The sequence below is a fragment of the Pseudomonas sp. ANT_H4 genome (assembly GCF_008369295.1).
Classification (GTDB): Bacteria; Pseudomonadota; Gammaproteobacteria; order Pseudomonadales; family Pseudomonadaceae; genus Aquipseudomonas.
The window spans coordinates 84,003-107,848 of the sequence record NZ_VOBG01000004.1 but is presented as its reverse complement, the minus strand read 5'-3'; the positions used below and the strand labels follow the sequence as shown (position 1 = coordinate 107,848).

Sequence of the window (23,846 nt, the reverse complement as noted above, 5' to 3'; positions counted from 1 at the left end):
TCAGGCCGGCAGCGGACGGGTTACGGGGGCGGGGGCCACGGCTGGCCCGCTCGGCAGGCGAGTCAGGCGCAGGGCGTTGAGCACCACGGTCAACGAACTGAGGGACATGCCAATCGCCGCCCAGATCGGCGTGATCCAGCCGAGGGCGGCAAATGGCAACATGAGGCCATTGTACAGACCGGCCCAGAGCAGGTTCTCAATGATTACTCGACGGGTACGTCGCGCCAGGCTGAAGGCTTGCACCAACGCGTCGAGGCGGTTGGACAGCAGCACGGCGTCGGCACTGGTTTTTGCCAGGTCCGTGGCTGAACCCATGGCCACGCTGATATCGGCGGCGGCCAGCACCGGCACGTCGTTGACGCCGTCGCCGAGCATCAGCACCTTGCGGCCTTCCTTGTGCAGTTGCTGCAGCACTTGCAACTTGTCATCCGGGCGCAGGCCGCCGTGGGCTTCGTCGATACCCAACTCGGCGGCAACGCTGGCGACCATCGGTGAACTGTCTCCTGACAGCAGCAGCGTACGCCAGCCCCGCGCCTTGCACGCGGCCAGCAATGCCGGGGCGTCGCTGCGCAAGCGGTCATCGAGGACAAACCAGGCCAGGGCGCCGTTGTTGTCGCCCAGCAGCAACCATTGCCCGGCTTTATCCGGCGAGGCGGGGATCGGGCAACCACTCAGCGCGCAGACAAAACCCGGCTGGCCTATGCGCAAGCGGCGCTCGCCGACCCGACCTTCGAGCCCCAGGCCCGGCGTACTGAGCACTTCGTCAGCTGCCAGCGGTGCGCGGCCGAAGGCGCGGGCAATTGGGTGTTCCGAACGATTTTCCAGGGCAGCAGCCAGGCCTAGGCACTCGTCACTGTCCAGCACGCTCAGTGGTCGGATTGCGCGCAACGCCAGTCGACCCTCGGTGAGGGTGCCGGTCTTGTCGAAAATAACTGTGTCGATCTGGTTCAGGCCTTCCAACACATGGCCGCGAGTGAGTAGCAAACCCAGTTTGTGCAGGGTGCCGGTAGCGGCGGTCAGCGCAGTGGGTGTCGCCAGGGACAGCGCGCAAGGGCAGGTCGCCACCAGCATCGCCAGGACGATCCAGAATGCCCGCGACGAATCCAGTTCCCACCACAGCAGGCCGATCACGGCGGCGGCAATCAGCGAGCACAGCAGGAACCATTGGGCGGCGCGGTCGGCGATTTCCGCCAGCCGGGGTTTCTCCGCCTGGGCTCGCTCCAGCAGGCGCACGATGGCTGACAGGCGCGTGTCGTGGCCCAGGGCGCGGACTTCCACGGTCAGTGCGCCTTCGACGTTCAGGGTGCCAGCGGTAACGGCGTCGCCAATTTGGCGAGGCTGCGGCAGGTATTCGCCGGTCAGCAGGGATTCGTCGATGCTCGACTGGCCGTCGAGGATCACCCCGTCCGCCGGCAGGATTGCCCCCGGGTGTACCAGCACTCGATCGCCAAGCGCCAACTCTCGGAGCAGGATGCGTTCGCTCTGGCCATCGCCGCTTAGACGCAGGCACGACGCAGGCAGCAGGTTGACCAACTGCGCCGTAGCGGCGGCAGTGCGCTCCCTGGCGCGACGCTCCAGGTAGCGCCCGGCCAGCAGGAACAGGGCGAACATGCCGACAGCATCGAAATACAGTTCGCCAACGCCGGTAATGGCGGTCCAGATACCCGCCAGGTACGCGCCGCCGATAGCCAGGGAAACCGAGACATCCATGGTCAGGTGGCGGGTACGCAGGTCGCGCATGGCGCCCTTGAAAAACGGCGCACAGCTGTAGAAAACGATGGGCGTGGTGAGAAACAGCGCGACCCAGCGCAGGATGATGTGCAACTCCGGGCTCAGGTCGATGTTGAATTCCGGCCAGGTGGCCATGGTTGCCATCATCGCCTGGAACCACAGCAGCCCAGCCACACCCAGTTGACGCAGGGCCAGGCGGTTTTCGCTGGCCAGTTGCTCGGCGGCGCGGTCGGCCTGATAAGGGTGGGCGGCGTAACCGATGTGGCGTAGTTCGCTGAGCAGTTGGCTCAACGGTAATTGCGCGTCTGCCCAGCGCACCTGCAATCGGTGGTTGGACAGGTTTAGCCGGGCCTCGGCCACAGCGGGCAGGCTACGCAGGTGTTTTTCGATCAACCAGCCACAGGCGGCGCAACTGATGCCTTCCATCAGCAAGGTGGCTTCGGCCAGGTCGCCGTCGTGACGTACGAAAGGTTTTTGCACGTCGGCACGGTCGTACAGCGCCAATTCGTCCACCAACTGCACCGGCAGCGCTTCGGGGTTCGCCGATGCTTCACTGCGGTGCTGGTAATAGCTTTCCAGACCACCAGCGACAATCGCCTCGGCCACGGCCTGGCAACCTGGGCAGCAAAGCTCGCGGGTCTGGCCGAGGATTACGGCGGTGAAGCGGCTGCCGGGCGGGACGGGGAGGGCGCAGTGGTAGCAGGGGGTTGGGGTGGTCATGGTCTGGATCTATGTCGGCTGGGAGGGCCTCATCGCGGGCAAGCCCGCTCCCACATTTGACCGCGATCAACTGTGGGAGCGGGCTTGCCCGCGATGCGCGATGCGCAGGATTTAGTTTTTCAGGTCTTCAGCACCCTGCAACGGTTCGTCACCGAGCATCAAGTCCTTGTCATGGCTGACATCTTCCTCTTCAAACATGCGCCAGGTCTTGCCGTCCTGCATACCCAGCAGCTCAACAAAACGACGACCTTCAACCTTGTCCGTCACTTGGCCAATGTAACGGCCCGGTTCGCTTTCGCTGCGAGCCAGGACGATCTTGCGATCCTTCTCCGGCTGGGTGGGCGAAATCAGGTTCAGCTCCACGGTGGCGGGCTGGCTGTTGCCGCTCAGGCGTAGCTCGACTTCGCCGGTCAGTGCATCCAGGTGCAGGGTGGCGCGCAGTTTCAGGGTTTGGGCCAGCAGTTCGCGGTCCAGAGAGCGGTTGATGCCTTTGCCGGCTTCGTAGTAGTTGTCGTTGACCAGGTTGTCCGGATTGTTCACCGCGATGGTCACCATGGTCAAGGTCAAGGTCACCGAGCAGGCCAGGATACCAATGATGATCCAGGGCCAGAGGTGCTTGTACCAGGGGCTTGCGGCAGTTGCTACGGGCATTGTTCTGCTCTCTTTTAACGAATTTGAGGGCCGATGAATCGGCTCTTGGCTTCAACGTGGACGCTGTCATCGTCGGCATCCTTGAGGATGAACTTGACCTCGTTGGTGCTGGACGGCATTTGCTCCGGCGCGCTCGACAGTTCCACCGGCATGCTGAAGATTTCCCCGGCAGCCACCTTGATCTCGCGTTTGCCTTGCAGCTTGAGGTCCGGCAGGCCGCTGGCGTCCAGCACATAGGTGTGGTCGCGCTGGTCCTTGTTCATGATTTTCAGGCTGTAGACGTTCTCGATCCGCCCTTCGGCGTTTTCGCGGTACAGCACCCGGTCCTTGCTGACGTCGAAACCCACTAGCGAACGCATGAAAAAAGCGGTGGCCAACAGGCTGATCATCGCCAGTAGCACCAGGGCATAGCCGATCAGGCGCGGGCGCAGCTTGTTGGTTTTCTGCCCGGATAGGTTGTGTTCGGTGGTGTAGCTGATCAACCCGCGAGGGTAATCCATCTTGTCCATGATGTTGTCGCAGGCGTCTATGCAGGCCGCGCAGCCGATGCACTCGACCTGCAGGCCGTCGCGGATGTCGATGCCAGTGGGGCAGACCTGCACACACATGGTGCAATCAATGCAGTCCCCCAGGCCCTGGGCCTTGTAGTCGATGCCTTTCTTGCGCGGGCCACGGCTTTCGCCACGGCGCGGATCGTAGGAGACGATCAGGGTGTCCTTGTCGAACATCACACTCTGGAAGCGCGCATAGGGGCACATATAAATGCACACTTGCTCGCGTAGCCAGCCGGCGTTGCCGTAGGTGGCGAGAGTGAAGAAACCGACCCAGAAATACGACCAGCCATCGGCTTGTCCGGTAAAAAACTCGAACACCAGCTCGCGAATCGGCGAGAAGTAGCCGACGAAGGTTATGCCGGTGACAAAGCCGATGAGTAGCCACAGGCTGTGCTTGCTGAACTTACGCAGTAACTTATTGGCGCTCATCGGCGCCTTGTCCAGCTTGATTCGCTGGTTGCGGTCGCCTTCGGTGACCTTTTCGCACCACATGTAGATCCAGGTCCACACGCTTTGCGGGCAGGTATAACCGCACCAGATACGCCCGGCGTACACGGTGATGAAGAACAGGCCAAACGCGGAAATAATCAGGATACCCGACAGCAGAATGAAATCCTGGGGCCAGAATGTCGCACCAAAAATAAAAAATTTACGCTCCGGCAGGTTCCACCAGACGGCCTGATGACCGCCCCAGTTCAGCCACACCGTGCCGAAATAAAGCAGGAACAACCCGGCGCCACCGAGCATCCGCAAATTGCGAAACAGTCCGGTGAAGGCACGGGTGTAGATTTTCTCCCGAGACGCGTAGAGATCGACGGAGTTGCTTGAGTTTTTGGCAGGCGGGGTAACGTCATGTACCGGAATCTGGTTGCTCATCATTGCATCCCACGGCAGTGGAGATTTGCCTCGGCCAGTACGTGCCAGTCGGGGTCAAAATAAGGGTGTTGCAGTGGCGCAATGATACGCCTGTAGTGCTGGCGAACGGGTGCGACCTTTGGTCGCGTTGGGAGAAATCAATTGATGGTGTAAATGACTTGAATCAATTGACAGGTGAAGTATGGACGTTTTTTGGGCGCGCAGGGCTCAATCCTGGATGATTGGCTCGTTGCTCATGGCTGTGCTTCGCTAAAAAACATCACCCTTGCAACTTGAGTGGCTATGGCGTTCCAGAGTAATGGCCAAAAAAACGGCCCCGCCAATTCTCACTGGCGGGGCCGTTTTATATTGCAGCTTGCTTACTTGGCGTCAGCGGCCTTTTCCCCATGGGACAGGCTGTAAACGTAAGCGGCCAGCAGGTGCACCTTGTCGTTGCCTTGCAACTGCTCTTGGGCAGGCATCTGGCCCTGGCGGCCGTAGCGGATGGTCTGCTGCAGTTGGGCGTAGCTTGAGCCGTAGATGAACGCGCCCGGATGAGTCAGGTCAGGCGCGCCCATGGCTGGTGTGCCTTTACCAGCAGGGCCGTGGCAGGCCACGCAGTTGGCGGCGAACAGTTTTTCACCGTTGGCTACGTCAGCCTTGGCGCCTTCCGGCAGCTTGCGGCCGTCGAGCTTGGTCAGTACGAAGCCGGAGACGTCTGCAACGCCTTGCTCGCCAATGACTTCGGCCCAACCTGGCATCACCGCGTGGCGACCCGCCATGATGGTGGTCTTGATGGTTTCCGGCTCGCCGCCCCAGCGCCAGTCGGCGTCGGTCAGGTTGGGGAAACCGTAGGCACCCTTGGCGTCGGAACCGTGGCACACCGAGCAGTTGGAGGCGAACAGACGGCCACCCATCTTCAAGGCTTGCGGGTCCTTGGCCACTTCCTCAATGGGCATGGAAGCGAACTTGGCGAAGATCGGGCCGAACTTGGCGTCCGACCTGGCCATTTCCTTTTCCCACTCGTGTACGCCGGTCCAGCCGCTTTGGCCGTTGGCGAACGGGGTTTGCTTGTCATTGTCGAGGTAGGCGTAGCCTGGCAGCAGGCCTTTCCAGTTGCCCAGGCCTGGGTACAGCACCAGGTAGCCGAGGGCGAAGATGATGGTGCCGACGAACAGCATGAACCACCATTTAGGCAGCGGGTTGTCGTATTCCTCGATCCCGTCGAACGAGTGGCCAACCGTCTCGTCCGTTTGCTCGACGCGCTGACCCTTGCGGGTCGACAGCAGCAGCCAGGTCAGGGCGAAGATGGTACCCAGACTGAGGACTGTGACGTACAGACTCCAGAACGTAGTCATTCTTTGTTACTCCTAGAAGCTTGCTCGACGTGCTTGATGGCTTCGGGATCATCCGCGAAAGGCAGCAAGGTCGCGTCTTCAAACTCTGACTTGCGCTTGGGGTTGAACACCCACAAGGCCAGGCCGATAAAGGCCACCATCACGACAACGGTGCCCAGGCCTCGAATCATCCCGATATCCATTTAGATCACCGTTTGCTTTTGATAATGGTGCCAAGGCCTTGCAGATAGGCCACCAGCGCGTCCATTTCGGTCTTGCCCTTCACGGCATCCTTGGCACCGGCGATGTCTTCGTCGGTGTAAGGCACGCCCAGGGTGCGCAAGACTTCCATTTTTTTCGCCGTGTCCTTGCCGTCGAGCTTGCTTTCCACGAGGAACGGGTACGCCGGCATTTTCGACTCAGGCACCACGTTGCGCGGGTTGTACAAGTGCGCACGCTGCCAGTCATCGGAGTAACGACCGCCGACACGGGCCAGGTCCGGACCGGTACGTTTGGAGCCCCACAGGAACGGGTGGTCCCAGACGCTTTCACCGGCGACCGAGTAGTGGCCGTAGCGTTCAGTCTCGGCGCGGAACGGCCGGATCATCTGCGAGTGGCAACCGACACAACCGTTGGCGATGTAAATGTCTCGGCCTTCCAGTTCAAGGGCGGTGCGCGGCTTCATGCCTTCCACCGGTTTGTTGGTTACGTCCTGGAAAAACAGCGGAACGATCTGGGTCAGACCGCCGATGCTCACGGCGATAACCATGAAGAAGGCCAGCAGGCCGATATTCTTCTCGACTACTTCATGCTTCATCAGTGAGCTCCAACGACAGCGATCTGAGCGGCGGCTTCAGCTTCAGCCGGGGTCGAGGCGCGAACGGTGCGCCAGACATTGTAGGCCATGAACAACATGCCGCTGGCAAAGAATGCACCGCCGATGGCGCGAACGATGAAACCAGGATGGCTGGCTTGCAGCGCTTCGACGAAGGAGTAGGTGAGGGTGCCGTCATCGTTGATTGCACGCCACATCAGGCCCTGGGTGATGCCGTTGACCCACATCGAGGCGATGTAGAGCACGGTACCGATGGTCGCGAGCCAGAAGTGCGTATTGATCAGGGCAGTACTGTGCATCTGCGCACGGCCGAAGACCTTGGGAATCATGTGGTACAGCGCGCCGATGGAGATCATCGCTACCCAACCGAGGGCGCCGGCGTGTACGTGGCCGATGGTCCAGTCGGTGTAGTGGGACAGCGAGTTGACCGTCTTGATGGCCATCATCGGCCCTTCGAAAGTCGACATGCCGTAGAACGCCAAAGACACCACGAGGAAGCGCAGGATCGGGTCGGTACGCAGCTTATGCCAGGCGCCCGAGAGGGTCATCATGCCGTTGATCATGCCGCCCCAGCTTGGGGCCAGCAGGATGATCGACATGGCCATGCCCAGGGACTGCGCCCAATCCGGCAATGCGGTGTAGTGCAAGTGGTGAGGACCGGCCCAGATGTACAGGGTGATCAGCGCCCAAAAGTGCACGATGGACAGGCGATAGGAGTAGATCGGACGCTCGGCCTGTTTGGGCACGAAGTAGTACATCATCCCCAGGAAGCCGGTGGTCAGGAAGAAACCTACGGCGTTGTGGCCGTACCACCATTGGATCATCGCGTCAGTCGCACCGGCGTATGCCGAGTAGGACTTGAAGAAACTCACCGGCAGGGACGCGTGGTTGACGATGTGCAGCATCGCCGTCACGACGATAAATGCGCCGTAGAACCAGTTGCCGACATAGATGTGCTTGGTCTTGCGCTTGACGATGGTGCCGAAGAACACGATGGCGTAGGTCACCCAGACGATCGCCAGAAGAATGGCAAGGGGCCATTCCAGTTCCGCGTATTCCTTGGTGGTGGTGAAACCCATTGGCAAGGTGATGATGGCGCCGACGATGACCGCTTGCCATCCCCAGAAGGTGAACGCGGCGAGGCTGTCGGAAATCAGTCGCGTCTGGCAGGTTCGCTGCACGACATAGTAGGAGGTGCCAAGCAGTGCACATCCGCCGAAGGCGAAGATCACCAGATTGGTGTGCAGCGGGCGTAGGCGTCCAAACGTCGTCCATGGCAGGTCGAAGTTCAACTCCGGCCAGACCAGTTGCGAGGCGATGAAGACACCGAGCCCCATGCCAAGGATCCCCCAGACCACCGTCATGATGGCGAACTGGCGGACTACCTTATAGTTATAAGCAGTCGGACTGATTGCTGTGCTCATTCTAAGGTTCCACGGTTTAGGTGTTTTATTAGGATAAAAATCGGCCGCAAGTATGTAGAAAGCGGGGATCCATTGCAACGCAACCTGACATGCGTCAAGGCGTTCCGAACCAGATTCTGCGCCCTTTCCATGTTTGGCGTAAGGACAAAATCCATAATGAAAAATTGATGAAGTGGACAGGAAAATAGGAGAGTCGAAGGTGCTTGTAACGAAGAGTGTGTAAACAAGCTGTTCAGGTGACGAATGGTCAGTGGCGCGACAGCCGGTAACTACCAGCCTTTGCGCCTGTCATAGAGCAGAAATGTCTAACCCATCGAGTGCAAGTCGGCCTGCGACCGGCCAATGCCGGTCCACTGTCGAAACAAGCGTAGACCCGAATGGCAGGAGGGGGAAGTTGTGCTTTGGGAGGGTGTGACAATAGGGCGCAGTCGCGCGGCTTCAAGCTTCAAGCTTTAAGCTGCAAGCAACAAGTTTGAAGCGGGAAGGTGTAGGGCGTGGCTGTTGAAAGCAGCTGCAAGATCCAAGTTTTGGGCTCTTCTCTTGCAGCTTGCAGCTTGCAGCTTACTCCTGCTTCTGAGACAGGCTATAGACGTACGCGGCCAGCAAATGCACCTTGTCATTGCCTTGCAGCACTTCCTGCGCCGGCATCTGGCCCTGGCGGCCATGGCGGATCGTCTGTTGCAACTGCGCCAGGCTGGTGCCGTAGATGAAACCGCCTGGCTGCGTCAGGTTCGGCGCGCCCATGGCTTCAACGCCATGGCCATCAGGACCGTGGCAGGCGACGCACGTAGTGCTGAACGCCACCTGGCCGGCCGCCATGTCGAGATTGCTGTCAGCAGGTAATGGCAGCTTGGCCAGATCGTGACGCACGTAGGCGGCAACGTTCTTGACCCCGTCTTCGCCCAGCACTTCACCCCAGGCCGGCATGGCAGCGTGACGACCGCTCATGATGGTGAGCTTGATCGCATCCGCCGAACCGCCCCAGCGCCAGTTGTTGTCCGCCAGGTTGGGGAAGCCGTAGGCGCCCTTGGCATCGGAGCCGTGGCACACCGCGCAGTTGGAGGCAAACAGGCGACCGCCCATTTTCAGCGCTTGCGGGTCTTTGGCGACTTCTTCCACGGGCATGGCTGCGAATTTGGCGAAGATAGGCCCAAACTTGGCGTCGGCCTTGGCCATTTCCTTGTCCCATTCCTTGGTCTGGGTCCAGCCGTCTTCATAGCCCGGCAACACGCCTTTCCAGTTGCCCAGGCCCGGATAGAGGATCAGGTAGCCGACGGCGAACAACAAAGTCCCGGCGAACAACATGAACCACCATTGGGGCAGGGGATTGTCGTACTCCTCAATCCCGTCGAAGGCGTGGCCCATGGTCTGGTCGACGCTGCCCTTGGTTTCGCCCTTGCGGGTACCAAACAACAGCCAGGTCAGGCCGATCAGGCTGCCGATGGTCAGTACACAGATCCATGTACTCCAGAAGGTAGTCATGGCCGAATGCTCCTTGTTACAGGCTCTTCGTGAGCGTCGGATGGGGTGCCGGTGGTGTTTGGCAACGGTTCATCGGCAAATGGCAGCAGGCAAGCCTCGGCGAACTCCGGGTTGCGCTTGGAGTTGAACACCCATAGCGACAGGCCGATGAAGGCAATTGCCACCACCAGCGTGCCGAGGCCGCGGATCATTCCGGTATCAAGTTCAAAACCCATGGTTCACCTCTTGCTCTTGATTGCAGTGCCGAGCACTTGCAGGTAGGAGACGAGTGCGTCCATTTCGGTCTTGCCCTTGAGGCTGTCCACGGCGGCGGTGATGTCCGCGTCGGTGTACGGCACGCCGAGGGTGCGCATGACCTTGAGCTTGGTTTCGGTGTGGCTGTTGTCGACCTGGGCGGTGACCAGCCATGGATAGGCCGGCATCTTCGATTCCGGCACCACGTTGCGCGGGTTGTACAAGTGCGCGCGGTGCCAGTCGTCCGAGTAGCGTGCGCCGACGCGAGCCAGGTCCGGCCCGGTGCGCTTGGAACCCCACAGGAACGGGTGATCCCAGACGCTTTCGCCGGCGACCGAGTAGTGACCATAACGCTCGGTCTCGGCACGGAACGGCCGGATCATCTGCGAGTGGCACTGTACGCAGCCTTCACGGATGTAGATGTCGCGACCTTCCAGTTGCAGCGCGGTGTAGGGCTTCATGCCTTCCACCGGTTTGTTGGTAACGTCCTGGAAGAACAGCGGGACGATCTGCGTCAGGCCGCCGATGCTCACGGCGAGCACCATCAGCAGCATCAGCAGGCCGACGTTCTTTTCAATAATTTCGTGTTTCATGACTGACTCCTCAGGCCATCTGCGCCGCAGCGGCGACTTCGGCAGGTTGTGCTGCCCGCACGGTGCGCCAGGTGTTCCAGGCCATCAGAAACATGCCGCTGAGGAAGATTGCACCGCCCACCAGCCGCACGACAAAGCCTGGGTGGCTGGCCACCAGGGTTTCGACGAAGGAGTAGGTCAGGGTGCCGTCTTCGTTGATTGCACGCCACATCAGGCCCTGGGCGATGCCGTTGACCCACATCGACGCGATGTAGAGCACGGTGCCGATGGTGGCTAGCCAGAAGTGCGCGTTGATCAAGCCGAGGCTGTACATCTGCTCGCGACCGAAGATTTTCGGGATCATGTGGTACAGCGCGCCGATGGAAATCATTGCTACCCAGCCCAGAGCGCCGGCGTGAACGTGGCCGATGGTCCAGTCGGTGTAGTGGGAGAGGGCGTTGACGGTCTTGATGGCCATCATCGGGCCTTCGAAGGTCGACATGCCATAGAACGCCAGGGAGACCACGAGGAAGCGCAGGATCGGGTCGCTGCGCAACTTATGCCAGGCGCCAGAGAGGGTCATCATGCCGTTGATCATGCCGCCCCAGCTCGGAGCCAGCAGCACCAGCGACATCACCATGCCCAGGGACTGTGCCCAGTCTGGCAGTGCGGTGTAGTGCAAGTGGTGAGGGCCGGCCCAGATGTAAAGGGTGATCAGTGCCCAGAAGTGCACGATGGACAAGCGATAGGAGTACACCGGACGCTCGGCCTGTTTCGGCACGAAGTAGTACATCATCCCCAGGAAGCCTGCAGTGAGGAAGAAGCCTACAGCGTTGTGGCCGTACCACCATTGCACCATGGCATCCGTCGCACCGCCGTACAGGGAGTAGGACTTGGTCAGGCTAACCGGGATTTCCAGGTTGTTGATGATATGCAGGATGGCTACGGTGATGATGAACGCACCGAAGAACCAGTTACCGACGTAGATATGTTTGGTATTGCGCTTCATCAACGTGCCGAAGAACACAATGGCGTAGGCCACCCAGACGATGGTGATCAGGATGTCGATCGGCCATTCCAGCTCGGCGTATTCCTTGGAGCTGGTGTAACCCAGAGGCAAGGAAATCGCAGCCAACAGGATGACCAGCTGCCAGCCCCAGAAGCAGAACGCGGCGACTTTCGGCGCGAACAACTGGGTTTGGCAGGTGCGTTGCACCGAGTAAAAGGACGCTGCAAACAGTGCGCAGCCGCCGAAGGCGAAGATCACCGCGTTAGTGTGCAACGGGCGCAAGCGACCGAAGCTGGTCCAAGGCAAGTTGAAGTTGAGTTCTGGCCATACCAACTGGGCTGCGAGAAAAACCCCGAGCCCCATTCCGACGATGCCCCAGACCACCGTCATAATGGCGAATTGGCGGACCACCTTGTAGTTATAGGCGGTACTGATTGTAGTGTTCATGGTTCCCCATCCACGGTTCAACCGAAGCAGGTGCGACACTTCGGCTGTAGTTATAGGCAGACTAAAAAGCGAGGCAAGCATGGGCAAAGAGCACAAGGCCAGTATTGACGAGGATCAATGGGCGCACTGTGTGCGTGAACATGGCTGGTTATGGGATGTTGCCTCAGGCGCGGTTTCTGGCGACCCGGTGACGCTGATTTTTGCCCATGGCGCCGGCGCGCCGATGGACAGCAGCTTCATGAACAATATGGCTGCGCGCCTTTCCGGCCGTGGCGTCAACGTGTTGCGCTTCGAGTTTCCCTACATGGCCCAACGGCGCCTGGATGGCGGCAGGCGCCCGCCCAACCCGGCCCCCAAACTGCTGGAGTCCTGGCGTGAGGTATATGCCCTGGTGCGACGACATGTCACTGGGCGCCTGGCCATCGGCGGCAAGTCCATGGGTGGGCGGATGGCCAGTATGCTGGCGGATGAAGTGGGGGCTGATGGGCTGGTGTGTTTAGGCTATCCATTTTATGCGGTGGGCAAGCCACAAAAGCCTCGGATCGAGCATTTGTCTGGGTTAAAAACGCACACCTTGATTGTCCAGGGCGAGCGTGATGCGCTGGGTAACCGCCAGGCAGTGGAAGGATATGCGCTATCGCCTAACATCGAGGTGATGTGGCTGGTGGCGGGGGATCATGACTTGAAGCCGTTGAAGGCTTCGGGATTCAGTCATGAACAGCATCTGGAGGCGGCGGCGGTGAAGGTCTCAAGTTTTCTTGGCGGCACTTAGGGCCCCATCGCGGGCAAGCCCGGCGCCCACATTTTGATGTGTGAATCCAGTCAAATGTGGGCGCTGGCTTGCCTGCGATAGCGGTCTAGCGGTTAAACCGCTCTACCAGAGAGTACTGAGTATTGGCGGTATGCGTCAGCTCTTCACTCAACTGCGCCGAGTTCAAAGCCTGCTCCGAAGTCTGATCCGCCAACAGCGCAATGGTGCTGATGTTGCGGCTGATCTCTTCGGCCACGGCGCTTTGCTCTTCGGTAGCGGCGGCGATCTGGGTGGTCATGTCGGTTATATTGGCCACTGCTTCGCTGATACCCACCAACGCCTGATCGGCCTCCATCACCTTCGCCACGCCTTCTTCGGCCTGGCGATGCCCAGCAGACATGGTCTGTACGGCGGTGCTGGCGGTCTGCTGCAGTTTGGCAATCAGGGCATGGATCTGCCCGGTGGACTCGCTGGTACGCTGGGCCAGTTGGCGCACTTCATCAGCCACCACGGCAAAGCCACGCCCCATCTCGCCGGCACGGGCCGCTTCGATGGCCGCGTTCAACGCCAGCAGGTTGGTCTGGTCGGCAATGCCCTTGATCACATCGACCACTCCGCCGATTTCGTCGCTGTCCTTGGCCAGTTGCGTCACGGTCAGCCCGGTTTCCCCGACTACCACCGACAGGCGCTGAATGGCTTCGCGGGTTTCCCCGGCGATATCGCGACCACGTCCGGTCAGGCGATTGGCTTCCTGGGTCGCATCGGCGGTGCGCTGCACGTGGCTGGCGACTTCCTGAGTCGTTGCGGCCATTTGATTGACGGCGGTGGCGACTTGTTCAGTCTCCACCCGCTGGCGTTCCAGGCCGCTGGAACTGTTATGAGCCAGCGTATTGGACTTGCGCGCCTGCTCGTTGAGGTGTTCGGCGGTGTCCTGCAAGCGGGTAAGGCAGGTCTTCAACCGTGCTTCCTGGCTGAGGATCGACATCTCCAGGCGCGCCTGGGCACCACGGCTGTCGGTGTACATCTGCGCGATCAGCGGGTCGGAGGTGGTTTGCTCGGTTAGGTGCAGCAAACGCTTGAGGCCGCGCTGTTGCCAGGACAGGCCGATCAGGCCTAGAGGTACGGAAAGCGCGGCGGCTAGGGCGAAGCCCCAGTGGGAGTCGAACCAGATTCCGATCAGGAAGCTCAACTGGCTGACCAGGATAAACGGCAGCCAGTCCTGCAGCACCGGCAGCCATTTATCACTGCTCGGGATGGCCGACTTACCCTGGTTGATGCGCTGGTAAAGCGCTTCGGCCCGGCGGATCTGCTCGGCGGAGGGCTTGACCCGAACCGACTCGTAGCCGACCACCTGATTGCCGTCGAAGACCGGTGTCATATAGGCGTTGACCCAATAGTGATCGCCGGTCTTGCAGCGGTTCTTGACGATGCCCATCCATGGCAAGCCTTGTTTGAGCGTGGACCACATGTGTGCAAAAACGGCCGCAGGTACATCCGGGTGACGAACCAGATTGTGCGGGGCACGCATCAGTTCGTCCCGGGAAAACCCACTGATCTCGACAAACGCGTCGTTGCAGTACGTGATCACGCCTTTGGCATCGGTGGTGGAAATCAACCGTTGCTGAGTGGGGAAGGTACGTTCGCGCTGGGTAACGGGTTGGTTATTACGCATGGTTGTTCAATCCACAAGGCTTTGACAGGTTGTCGACCATCGCAGGGTTTTATTTAACTTATTTTTGCAATAATCAGCGCGCCATCACACCGTGGCTCGCAGGTGCTGGCGCGGGCTGCTCTCTTGTGCTGATGTGGCGTTCAGCCAGCAAGCATCGGATAGGGAAACAGTCCGAAATACAGCGGATTCAAGCCAAAAAGCGTGGCAATCGCCGCGCTACCCAGGCTTGAACCGACCGCCACCCATGGCAAAAATGAGAACACCGCCTAATAAAGGCGGTGTTGTGTGTAGAACGTGTCAGTTACGAGGCAATCAATTGCCGTAACACATAGTGCAGAATCCCGCCCGCCTTGAAGTACTCGACTTCATTGAGGGTGTCGATCCGGCACAGCACGTCGACCTTCTCGCGGCTGCCATCTTCTCGGGTAATGACCAGCGTCAGGTTCATTCGTGGCTCGATCTGGGCATTGGTCAGCCCGAGAATGTTGATCTTCTCCTTACCGGTCAGCTTTAGCGCCTTACGGTTCTGGTCCAGCTTGAACTGCAACGGCAGCACGCCCATGCCCACCAGATTGGAACGATGAATTCGTTCGAAACTCTCGGCAATCACCGCTTTGACCCCCAGCAGGTTGGTGCCCTTGGCTGCCCAGTCGCGGCTCGACCCAGTGCCGTATTCCTGACCGGCGATGACCACCAGCGGCGTGCCGGACGCCTGGTATTTCATGGCCGCATCGTAGATCGGAATTTTCTCCCCGGTAGGGATATAGATCGTATTGCCGCCTTCCTCACCGCCGAGCATTTCGTTGCGGATGCGGATGTTGGCGAAGGTGCCGCGCATCATCACTTCATGATTGCCCCGGCGGGAGCCGTAGGAGTTGAAGTCCCTGGGCTCGACGCCTTGCTCACGCAGGTAATCCCCGGCGGGGCTGTCGGTCTTGATATTACCGGCGGGGGAGATGTGGTCGGTGGTCACCGAGTCCCCGAGCAAGGCCAAGACGTTGGCGCCCTGGATGTCCTTGATCACCGGCAGCGGGCCGGCAATGTCGTCAAAGAACGGTGGATGCTGGATATAGGTGGAGTCCTTCTGCCACACGTAAGTCGCAGCTTGCGGCACTTCAATAGCTTGCCATTGTTCATCGCCGGCAAACACATCGGCGTATTCCTTGTGGAACATGCTTGTGCTGACCTGTGCCACGGCGTCGGCAATTTCCTGGCTGCTGGGCCAGATGTCCCGCAGGTACACCGGCTTGCCGTCTTTGCCTTCACCCAGCGGCTCACTGCTGATGTCAATCCGCACGCTGCCGGCCAGGGCGTAAGCCACTACCAAGGGCGGGGAGGCCAGCCAGTTGGTTTTTACCAGCGGGTGAACCCGGCCTTCGAAGTTGCGGTTGCCCGAGAGCACCGAGGCCACGGTGAGGTCGGCTTTCAGGATGGCTTTTTCAATCGGTTCCGGCAACGGCCCGGAGTTGCCAATACAGGTGGTGCAACCGTAGCCCACCAAGGCAAAGCCCAGTTCGTCGAGGTACTGGGTCAAGCCGGCAGCGTTGTAGTAGTCGGTGACCACTTTGGAGCCTGGCGCCAGGGAGCTTTTCACCCACGGTTTGCGTTTGAGGCCTTTCTCGACTGCCTTTTTCGCCACCAGCCCGGCCGCCATCATCACGCTGGGGTTGGAGGTGTTGGTGCAGGAGGTAATCGCAGCGATCACCACCGCGCCGTTTTTCAGGCGATAGGTCTGGCCTTCGAAGTCGTAGTCCGTTTCACCGATCATATCGGCATTGCCTACGGCAACACCGCCGCCGCCTTCGCTTTCCAGGCGGCCTTCTTCCTTATTCGTCGGTTTGAATTGCAGGTCGAGGAAGTCGCTGAAGGCTTGGCCGACATCAGGTAGCGATACCCTGTCCTGTGGGCGTTTCGGCCCGGCGAGGCTGGCTTCGACGCTGCCCATGTCCAGGGCCAAGCTGTCGGTGAATACGGGTTCCTGGCCGGCGATACGCCACAGGCCCTGGACCTTGCTGTAGGCCTCCACCAGTTTCACGGTTTCGGCAGGGCGACCGGACAGGCGTAAGTAGTCCAGGGTCACGTCGTCCACCGGGAAGAAGCCACAGGTGGCGCCATACTCCGGGGCCATATTGGCGATGGTGGCGCGGTCGGCCAGTGGCAGGTCGGCGAGGCCGTCACCATAGAACTCGACGAATTTGCCCACCACACCTTTCTTGCGCAGCATTTGCGTGACCGTCAGCACCAGGTCGGTGGCGGTGATGCCTTCCTTGAGCTTGCCGGTTAATTTGAAGCCGATCACTTCCGGGATCAGCATCGACACCGGCTGGCCGAGCATCGCCGCTTCCGCTTCGATACCGCCCACGCCCCAGCCCAAAACGCCGAGGCCGTTGATCATGGTGGTGTGGGAGTCGGTGCCTACCAGAGTGTCAGGGAAGGCGTAGGTGCGGCCGTCCTCATCCTTGGTCCATACGGTGCGGCCGAGGTATTCCAGGTTGACCTGGTGGCAAATGCCAGTGCCCGGCGGGACTACCCTGAAGTTGTCGAAGGCACTTTGGCCCCAGCGCAGGAAGGCATAGCGCTCGCCGTTGCGCTGCATTTCAATGTCGACGTTCTGTTCAAAGGCGCCGGCACTGCCAAACTTGTCGACCATTACTGAGTGGTCGATCACCAGGTCCACCGGCGACAGCGGGTTGATGCGCTGCGGGTCACCGCCAGCCTTGGCCACGGCGGCGCGCATGGCGGCTAGGTCGACCACGGCGGGTACGCCGGTGAAGTCTTGCATCAGTACCCGTGCCGGGCGGTATTGAATCTCGCGGTCGGAGCGGCGCTCCTTGAGCCAGGCGGCCAGGGCCTTGAGGTCCGCCCCGGTGACGGTTTTTTCATCCTCCCAGCGCAGCAGGTTTTCCAGCAGCACTTTGAGGGACATAGGCAACTTGTCCAGATCACCCAGGCTCTTGGCGGCTTCGGGCAGGCTGAAGTAGTGGTAGGTCTTGTCGTCGATCTTTAAGGTTTTAAGGGTTCTCAGGCTATCAAGAGATGACATTGAAATGACTCCTTGTGGTCCGCACGGCTACGGACCTGACGGGGCGGGCAGAGCTTCTAACCTAGCCCTGTTTTAAGTAGCTGGCTAATTACTGGACTCTATTGAGAAGTCCAAGGTTCCGAAGTCGGCTATCATGCGCGCGTTTTCATGACAGGCATTGCGATAGCGCAATCCGGTGATCCAGGAGAGTTGATGAACACCCTTTTTATGCACTGCCGGCCGGGATTTGAAGGCGAAGTCTGTTCCGAAATCTCGGAACACGCCGCGCGCCTGAACGTCTCGGGCTACGCCAAGGCCAAGACCGGCAGCGCCTGCGCCGAATTTGTCTGCACCGAAGAAGATGGTGCCAAGCGCCTGATGCACGGCCAGCGCTTTGCCGAGCTGATCTTCCCAAGGCAGTGGGCGCGCGGGGTGTTTATCGACCTGCCGGAAACCGATCGCATCAGCGTAATCCTTGCTCACATGCAAGGCTTCCCGTTGTGCGGCAGCCTGTGGCTGGAAATGGTCGACACCAATGATGGCAAGGAACTGTCGAACTTCTGCAAAAAATTCGAAGGCCACCTGCGCAAGGCGCTGATGGCCGCTGGCAAGCTGGTGGAAGACGCCAGCAAGCCGCGTTTGCTGCTGACCTTCAAGAGCGGCCGTGAAGTGTTCATGGGATTGGCAGAGTCGAACAATTCGGCAATGTGGCCCATGGGTATTCCCCGCCTGAAATTTCCCCGGGACGCGCCAAGCCGCTCGACCTTGAAGCTGGAAGAGGCCTGGCACCACTTTATCCCCCGGGATCAGTGGGACGAGCGCCTGCACAGCGACATGACCGGCGTCGACCTGGGTGCTGCGCCCGGTGGCTGGACCTGGCAACTGGTCAATCGCGGCATGCTGGTGACCGCCATCGACAACGGCCCCATGGCCGAAAGCCTGATGGACACCGGCCTGGTGCAGCATTTGATGGCCGACGGCTTCATCTACACGCCCAAGCAGCCGGTGGACTGGATGGTCTGCGATATCGTCGAGAAACCGGCGCGTAACGCGGCCTTGTTGGAAACCTGGATTGGCGAGGGACATTGCCGTGAAGCGGTGGTCAACCTGAAACTGCCGATGAAACAGCGTTATGCCGAAGTGAAGCGCTTGCTTGAACGCATCGAGGAAGGCTTCAGGGCACGCGGCATTCGCGTGGAGATCGGCTGCAAGCAGCTGTACCACGACCGCGAAGAAGTGACCTGCCATTTGCGCCGATTGGATGTGAAAAAACCCAAGGCCCGGTAAACTGGCGGCCAGTTTCAGGAGTGAGTGATGAGCGACATTTTTGACACCGCCGTCGACGGTATCCTCGACGCCACCGGCCTCCACTGCCCGGAACCGGTAATGATGCTGCACCAGCACATCCGCGACCTGGCGCCTGGTGGTTTGCTCAAGGTCATCGCGACCGATCCCTCGACCCGTCGCGATATCCCCAAGTTCTGCGTGTTCCTCGACCATGAACTGGTGGACCAGCAGGAGCAGGCAGGCACCTACCTGTACTGGATTCGCAAGAAGTCCGTTTAAGCCCTGGCCTGCTCAAAACGAATCCGCTTGCGCGCACTGCGTGTCAGGCGGATCACCAGCATCACTGCTGCACAGCTCAACCCCACGATCAGCCCTTGCCACAAGCCGCTCGGACCACGGGCCTCGCCCAGCCAGTCCGTTAGCCCCAGCACGTAACCCACCGGCAGGCCCACGGCCCAATAAGCGAACAGGGTCAGGATCATGGTCACCCGTGTGTCCTGATAACCGCGCAAGGCGCCGGCGGCCGTGACCTGGATCGCATCGGAAAACTGGAACAGCGCAGAAAACACAATCAGCATCGCTGCTATCTGGATCACCATGGGGTCCGAGGTGTAGATGGTTGCGATCTGCTCGCGAAACAGCAACATCAGGCTGCAAGACACGCAGGCGTAGGCCAGTGCCGTGCCCATCCCCACGCCGGCGGCAAAGCGCGCTTCACGAGGCTCGCCACGGCCCAGGGCCTGGCCGACCCGTACGGTGACAGCCATGCTCAGGGAGTAGGGAATCATGAACACCAGGGAGCTGAAGTTCAGGGCGATCTGGTGCCCGGCTACCACCGTGGCGCCGAGACTGCCGATCAGCAGGGCGATCACCGCGAAGATGCTCGATTCGGCAAAGATCGCAATGCCAATGGGCAAGCCGATGTTCAGTACCCCCTTGATCACCGCCCATTGCGGCCAATCGAAGCGCTTGAACAACTCGCTCGATTGATAGACCGGCGCCCAGCGCGTCCAGGCGGCCAGGCCGAGCATCATCACCCACATCACGATCGCCGTGGCCCAGCCGCAACCGATGCCGCCCATTGCCGGTACGCCGAAATGCCCGTAGATGAACACATAGTTCAGCGGAATATTCAGCGCCAGCCCGCACAGACCCATGACCATGCTCGGCCGCGTTCGTCCTAGGCCATCACTGAAGCAGCGCAGCACGTAATACAGTGCAATCGCTGGCATGCCCGAGGCAATACCGTGCAGGTAACCCATGCTCGGCGTGATCAGTTCGGGGTCGACCTTCATGGCATGCAGGATCGGCTCGGCGCTGATCAGCAATAACAGTGCCGTGATCCCGACCACCAGCGCCAGCCACAACGACTGACGCACCAGCGGCCCGATCTCGCGGTGCTTGCCGGCGCCAAAGCGCTGGGCGACCTTCGGAGTGGTGGCCAGCAGGGTGCCGGTCATCAGCAGGTACACCGGAATCCAGATCGAGTTGCCCAGGGCCACCGCCGCCAGGTCTCTTGAGCTGACACGCCCGGCCATTACCGCATCGACAAAGCCCATGGCGGTAGTCGCCAGTTGCCCGATTATGATCGGTAGGGCCAGGGCCAGCAGGTTGCGCACTTCCAGGCGCACGCGGGCGGGGCGGGTGAGGGCGGGGGTATCAGCGGCAGTGTTCACGTACGTAGTCCAGAAAGGGGGGGAGCGCAGGACGGCGCATTCTACGCCTTGACGCATCGGTCAGGAAAAAACCTGTGTTGTGGATTTGTAAACGGTCTACCTTCCCACCCCTGTACACTGCTGATCCGCGAAAGGAGCCTGCCATGCTGATTGTTGCCGACGAAAATATCCCGCTGCTCGACGCCTTCTTCGAAGCGTTTGGCGAGATCCGACGGGTGCCCGGCCGTTCCATCGACTGCGCCACCCTTGAGCAAGCGGATGTGCTGTTGGTGCGTTCGGTCACTAACGTCAACCGCGCGTTGCTGCAAGGCACGCCGGTGCGCTTTGTTGGGACGTGCACCATTGGCACCGACCACCTGGACCTCGACTACTTCCAGCGGGCCGGCATCCAGTGGTCCAGCGCGCCGGGCTGCAATGCCCGTGGAGTGGTCGACTATGTGCTGGGCAGCCTGCTGACCTTGGCCGAGATCGAAGGAGTGGACCTGGCTCAACGCACTTACGGCGTAGTAGGTGCGGGTGAGGTCGGTGGGCGACTGGTCAAGGTCCTCAAGGGCCTGGGCTGGAATGTGCTGGTCTGCGACCCGCCACGGCAAGTCGCCGAAGACGGTGATTTCGTCAGCCTGGAACAGATTGTCGAGCAGTGCGACGTCATCAGCCTGCACACGCCGCTGAACAAGTCCGGCAATGGCTCCACTTGGCACCTGTTTGATCGTCAGCGTCTGAACCAACTCAAAACCGGCACCTGGCTGATCAACGCCAGCCGTGGCCCGGTGGTGGATAACTCGGCCCTCAAGGACGTGCTGCTGGAGCGCGAAGACCTGCAAGCGGTGCTGGATGTCTGGGAAGGCGAGCCACAGGTGGATGCCGAACTGGCCGACTTGTGTGTGTTGGCAACTCCGCACATTGCCGGTTATAGCCTCGATGGCAAGCAGCGCGGCACGGCCCAGATCTATCACGCGCTTTGTAAACATCTTGGGCAAGCACCGAGCATTCAGTTAAGCGACTTGCTGCCTGAGCCCTGGTTGGCTGAAGTCAGCCTCAATGCCAGCACCGATCCAACCCGGGCCTTGGCCATGTTGTGCCGCAGTGTCTACGACCCGCGCCGCGACGACGCGGATTTGCGTCGCAGCCTTGTGGGAACCTTGGAAGAGCAGCGCAAAGCGTTTGATCTGCTGCGCAAGCACTATCCTGAACGTCGGGAGATTGATGGGTTGAAGGTGCGGATCAACGGGGAGTCGGCGCAGTTGGGTGCTATCGTCACGGCACTCGGTGCGACGGTCTCCTGATATTCACGACCATAAAAAACCGGCCCTGTAGGCCGGTTCTGAAAGGGTGCGGGCGTATCAGCCTTGCTCGGCAGGCTTGACCAATTTTTGTTCCAGTTCTCGGCAAGCGTCCTGGATCATGTCTTCGGTAATCTGCACCTCGCGGCCTTGAGCGTCGATATACGAGCAAGGCAAATGCTGCGGTTGGCGGATCACTTCAATGTTGGCATCGCTGCTATTTTGCAAGGACATGGCCTGTCTCCTCATCAGGTTGTGTACCTACTCTAAAACCCCCGCATGACCGAGCTGTTACAGCGCCCTGCAAGATCGGCGGTTCGAGTCCCTAGTCCAGCAGAAGCCGCTACAGATTTCCAGCCGGACTTTAGACCGATAGCCTCTAGAAGCTATCGTTGATGAGCATAATTAACCTGACTCATTGTGATTTAGCCAAATTCCATTGAATTGCGGTGTAGGCTTGAGGCTGTTTCCATCAGGTGAAGTTCTCCATGCTCTCAGCCCCTCAACGCCGCGCCATTCGCCTGGCCAGCCGCTTTATCGCGCCTTATCGATGGCAGGCACTGGGTGCCTTGCTGGCGCTGATTGTCACCGCCGGCATCACCTTATCCATGGGGCAGGGTATCCGCCTGTTGGTGGACCAGGGGTTCATGACCCAATCACCCCATTTGCTCAACCAGTCCATCGGCTTGTTTATGATTCTGGTAGTGGGCCTGGCAGTGGGTACCTTTGCCCGCTTCTACCTGGTGTCGTGGATCGGCGAGCGTTGCGTGGCGGACATTCGACGGCAGGTATTCAACCACCTGATCTACCTGCATCCAGGCTTCTATGAAAACAACCGCAGCTCGGAAATCCAGTCGCGCCTGACCGCTGATACCACGTTGCTGCAATCGGTGATCGGTTCGTCGCTGTCCCTATTCCTGCGCAATGCCTTGATGGTGATCGGTGGGATCGTGCTGCTGTTCATCACCAACCCCAAGCTCACCAGCATCGTGGTGGTTGCGCTGCCGTTGGTGCTGGCGCCGATTCTGATTTTCGGTCGCCGGGTGCGCAGCCTGTCGCGGTTGAGCCAGGACCGCATCGCTGATGTCGGCAGCTACGTGTCGGAAACCCTTGGCCAGATCAAAACCGTTCAGGCCTACAACCACCAGCGCCAGGACGAACAGCGCTTCGCCGTGACCGTGGAAGAGGCCTTCGATACCGCGCGCAAGCGCATCGTCCAGCGCGCCTGGCTCATCACCCTGGTGATCGTGCTGGTACTGGGCGCCGTGGGCGTGATGCTCTGGGTTGGTGGTATGGACGTGATGGCAGGGCGCATATCCGGCGGCGAGCTGGCGGCCTTTGTGTTTTACAGCCTGATTGTCGGTAGCGCCTTCGGCACCCTGAGCGAAGTGATCGGCGAGCTGCAACGGGCGGCGGGCGCGGCAGAGCGTATTGCCGAGTTGTTGCAGTCGAGTAATGAAATCCAGGCGCCCGCCAATGGCACCGTCAAACTGCCTGAGCGGGTAAGCGGTAGCCTGGCGTTGCAAGATCTGAGCTTTTCCTACCCGTCACGTCCAGATCGCTTTGCCATCGAGGGCCTGAATCTGACCGTCAATGCAGGTGAAACCCTGGCATTGGTAGGGCCGTCCGGTGCCGGTAAATCAACCCTCTTCGACCTGCTGCTGCGCTTCTACGATCCACAACAAGGCCGCGTTATGCTGGAAGGCCACGCCCTTACCGAACTGGACCCGCTGGACCTGCGCCGCTGCTTCGCCCTGGTCTCCCAGAGCCCGGCGCTGTTCTTCGGCAGCATCGAAGAAAACATTCGTTACGGCAACCCCTCGGCCACGTTTGCCCAAGTCGAAGAAGCTGCTCGTATCGCCCACGCCCACGACTTCATCCTGCAAATGCCTGATGGCTACCAGACTCACCTGGGCGACGGCGGCATGGGCCTTTCCGGTGGTCAGCGCCAGCGCCTGGCTATCGCTCGCGCGCTGCTGGTGGACGCGCCTATCCTGCTGCTGGACGAAGCCACCAGCGCCCTTGATGCCCAGAGCGAACACTTGATCCAGCAAGCCTTGCCTCAATTGATGCAGGGTCGTACCACGCTGGTGATCGCCCATCGGTTGGCCACCGTGAAAAATGCCGACCGGATTGCAGTGATGGATCAGGGCAAGTTGGTGGCGGTGGGGACGCATCAACAATTAATTGCCAGTAACCCTCTGTATGCGCGGTTGGCGGCGTTGCAGTTCAGCGATGGGGACAGGGAGCCGCATACAGGTTAAATCGTCGGCCATAAAAAATGCCCGCATCTCTTAATGCGGG

General features: G+C 60.1%; 20 protein-coding genes. 5 read left to right on the top strand and 15 right to left on the bottom strand.

Features of this window, described 5'->3' with window-relative positions:
* From FQ182_RS06850 to ccoN (FQ182_RS06800), 11 genes are all read right to left on the bottom strand, one after another.
* On the bottom strand, positions 1 to 2,451 hold the full coding sequence (locus tag FQ182_RS06850) for a heavy metal translocating P-type ATPase (protein ID WP_149412869.1): 2,451 nt from the start codon (positions 2,449 to 2,451) through the stop codon (positions 1 to 3).
* Positions 2,452 to 2,562: 111 nt separating this feature from the next.
* A complete protein-coding gene (locus FQ182_RS06845) occupies positions 2,563 to 3,102 on the bottom strand; it encodes a FixH family protein (protein WP_149412870.1) in 540 nt (179 codons plus the stop codon).
* 14 nt (positions 3,103 to 3,116) lie between these two features.
* A complete protein-coding gene (ccoG, locus tag FQ182_RS06840; protein ID WP_149412871.1) occupies positions 3,117 to 4,532 on the bottom strand; it encodes a cytochrome c oxidase accessory protein CcoG in 1,416 nt (471 codons plus the stop codon).
* 359 nt (positions 4,533 to 4,891) lie between these two features.
* Positions 4,892 to 5,869 (bottom strand): cytochrome-c oxidase, cbb3-type subunit III, encoded by a 978-nt coding sequence (gene ccoP, locus FQ182_RS06835; RefSeq protein ID WP_149412872.1) that lies wholly within the window; start codon positions 5,867 to 5,869, stop codon positions 4,892 to 4,894.
* The gene (locus tag FQ182_RS06830; protein ID WP_149412873.1) at positions 5,866 to 6,051 is read right to left on the bottom strand and encodes a cbb3-type cytochrome c oxidase subunit 3; all 186 of its coding nucleotides are present in this window, start codon (positions 6,049 to 6,051) and stop codon (positions 5,866 to 5,868) included. The genes ccoP (FQ182_RS06835) and FQ182_RS06830 overlap by 4 nt, the downstream gene beginning before the upstream one ends.
* Positions 6,052 to 6,056: 5 nt before the next feature.
* Entirely contained in the window at positions 6,057 to 6,665 is a 609-nt protein-coding gene (gene ccoO / locus FQ182_RS06825) for a cytochrome-c oxidase, cbb3-type subunit II (protein ID WP_149412874.1), read from the bottom strand.
* On the bottom strand, positions 6,665 to 8,107 hold the full coding sequence (gene ccoN / locus FQ182_RS06820) for a cytochrome-c oxidase, cbb3-type subunit I (protein WP_149412875.1): 1,443 nt from the start codon (positions 8,105 to 8,107) through the stop codon (positions 6,665 to 6,667). Before ccoN (FQ182_RS06820) ends, ccoO (FQ182_RS06825) begins: the two co-directional genes overlap by 1 nt.
* A 561-nt stretch (positions 8,108 to 8,668) precedes the next feature.
* Positions 8,669 to 9,589 carry a cytochrome-c oxidase, cbb3-type subunit III gene (gene ccoP / locus FQ182_RS06815; protein WP_149412876.1) on the bottom strand — a complete coding sequence of 307 codons (921 nt, stop codon included), beginning with the start codon at positions 9,587 to 9,589 and terminating at the stop codon, positions 8,669 to 8,671.
* A complete protein-coding gene (locus FQ182_RS06810) occupies positions 9,586 to 9,804 on the bottom strand; it encodes a cbb3-type cytochrome c oxidase subunit 3 (protein WP_133101628.1) in 219 nt (72 codons plus the stop codon). Before FQ182_RS06810 ends, ccoP (FQ182_RS06815) begins: the two co-directional genes overlap by 4 nt.
* A gap of 3 nt (positions 9,805 to 9,807) precedes the next feature.
* Entirely contained in the window at positions 9,808 to 10,416 is a 609-nt protein-coding gene (gene ccoO, locus FQ182_RS06805; protein WP_133101627.1) for a cytochrome-c oxidase, cbb3-type subunit II, read from the bottom strand.
* Positions 10,417 to 10,426: 10 nt separating this feature from the next.
* A complete protein-coding gene (gene ccoN / locus FQ182_RS06800; protein ID WP_133101626.1) occupies positions 10,427 to 11,851 on the bottom strand; it encodes a cytochrome-c oxidase, cbb3-type subunit I in 1,425 nt (474 codons plus the stop codon).
* A 79-nt stretch (positions 11,852 to 11,930) separates the two neighbouring features.
* On the opposite strand from ccoN (FQ182_RS06800), the gene FQ182_RS06795 reads away from it, so the two are divergent.
* Positions 11,931 to 12,623: an alpha/beta family hydrolase gene (locus FQ182_RS06795; protein WP_149412877.1), complete on the top strand. Its 693-nt coding sequence runs from the start codon at positions 11,931 to 11,933 to the stop codon at positions 12,621 to 12,623.
* 85 nt (positions 12,624 to 12,708) lie between these two features.
* Here the strand turns inward: FQ182_RS06795 and FQ182_RS06790 are convergent, their stop codons facing one another.
* Positions 12,709 to 14,274, bottom strand: a complete 1,566-nt coding sequence (locus tag FQ182_RS06790; protein ID WP_149412878.1) for a PAS domain-containing methyl-accepting chemotaxis protein — start codon at positions 14,272 to 14,274, stop codon at positions 12,709 to 12,711.
* A gap of 301 nt (positions 14,275 to 14,575) precedes the next feature.
* Entirely contained in the window at positions 14,576 to 17,317 is a 2,742-nt protein-coding gene (gene acnA / locus FQ182_RS06785; protein WP_149412879.1) for an aconitate hydratase AcnA, read from the bottom strand.
* A gap of 192 nt (positions 17,318 to 17,509) precedes the next feature.
* Between acnA and rlmM the strand changes: the two genes are divergently transcribed.
* Together rlmM and tusA are read left to right on the top strand one after the other, a co-directional pair.
* On the top strand, positions 17,510 to 18,583 hold the full coding sequence (rlmM, locus tag FQ182_RS06780; protein WP_149412880.1) for a 23S rRNA (cytidine(2498)-2'-O)-methyltransferase RlmM: 1,074 nt from the start codon (positions 17,510 to 17,512) through the stop codon (positions 18,581 to 18,583).
* Positions 18,584 to 18,610: 27 nt separating this feature from the next.
* Positions 18,611 to 18,862, top strand: coding sequence for a sulfurtransferase TusA (gene tusA, locus FQ182_RS06775; protein ID WP_133101612.1), 252 nt, complete (start codon positions 18,611 to 18,613; stop codon positions 18,860 to 18,862).
* Here the strand turns inward: tusA and FQ182_RS06770 are convergent.
* On the bottom strand, positions 18,859 to 20,259 hold the full coding sequence (locus tag FQ182_RS06770; protein ID WP_149412881.1) for an MATE family efflux transporter: 1,401 nt from the start codon (positions 20,257 to 20,259) through the stop codon (positions 18,859 to 18,861). The genes tusA and FQ182_RS06770 overlap by 4 nt on opposite strands.
* A 143-nt stretch (positions 20,260 to 20,402) precedes the next feature.
* Between FQ182_RS06770 and pdxB the strand changes: the two genes are divergently transcribed.
* The gene (gene pdxB / locus FQ182_RS06765) at positions 20,403 to 21,545 is read left to right on the top strand and encodes a 4-phosphoerythronate dehydrogenase PdxB (RefSeq protein WP_149412882.1); all 1,143 of its coding nucleotides are present in this window, start codon (positions 20,403 to 20,405) and stop codon (positions 21,543 to 21,545) included.
* 57 nt (positions 21,546 to 21,602) lie between these two features.
* Here the strand turns inward: pdxB and FQ182_RS29710 are convergent, their stop codons facing one another.
* Entirely contained in the window at positions 21,603 to 21,776 is a 174-nt protein-coding gene (locus FQ182_RS29710) for a PA1571 family protein (RefSeq protein WP_178114403.1), read from the bottom strand.
* Between the two features lie 254 nt (positions 21,777 to 22,030).
* On the opposite strand from FQ182_RS29710, the gene FQ182_RS06760 reads away from it, so the two are divergent.
* A complete protein-coding gene (locus FQ182_RS06760; RefSeq protein WP_149412883.1) occupies positions 22,031 to 23,806 on the top strand; it encodes an ABC transporter transmembrane domain-containing protein in 1,776 nt (591 codons plus the stop codon).
* Positions 23,807 to 23,846: the final 40 nt, after the last annotated feature.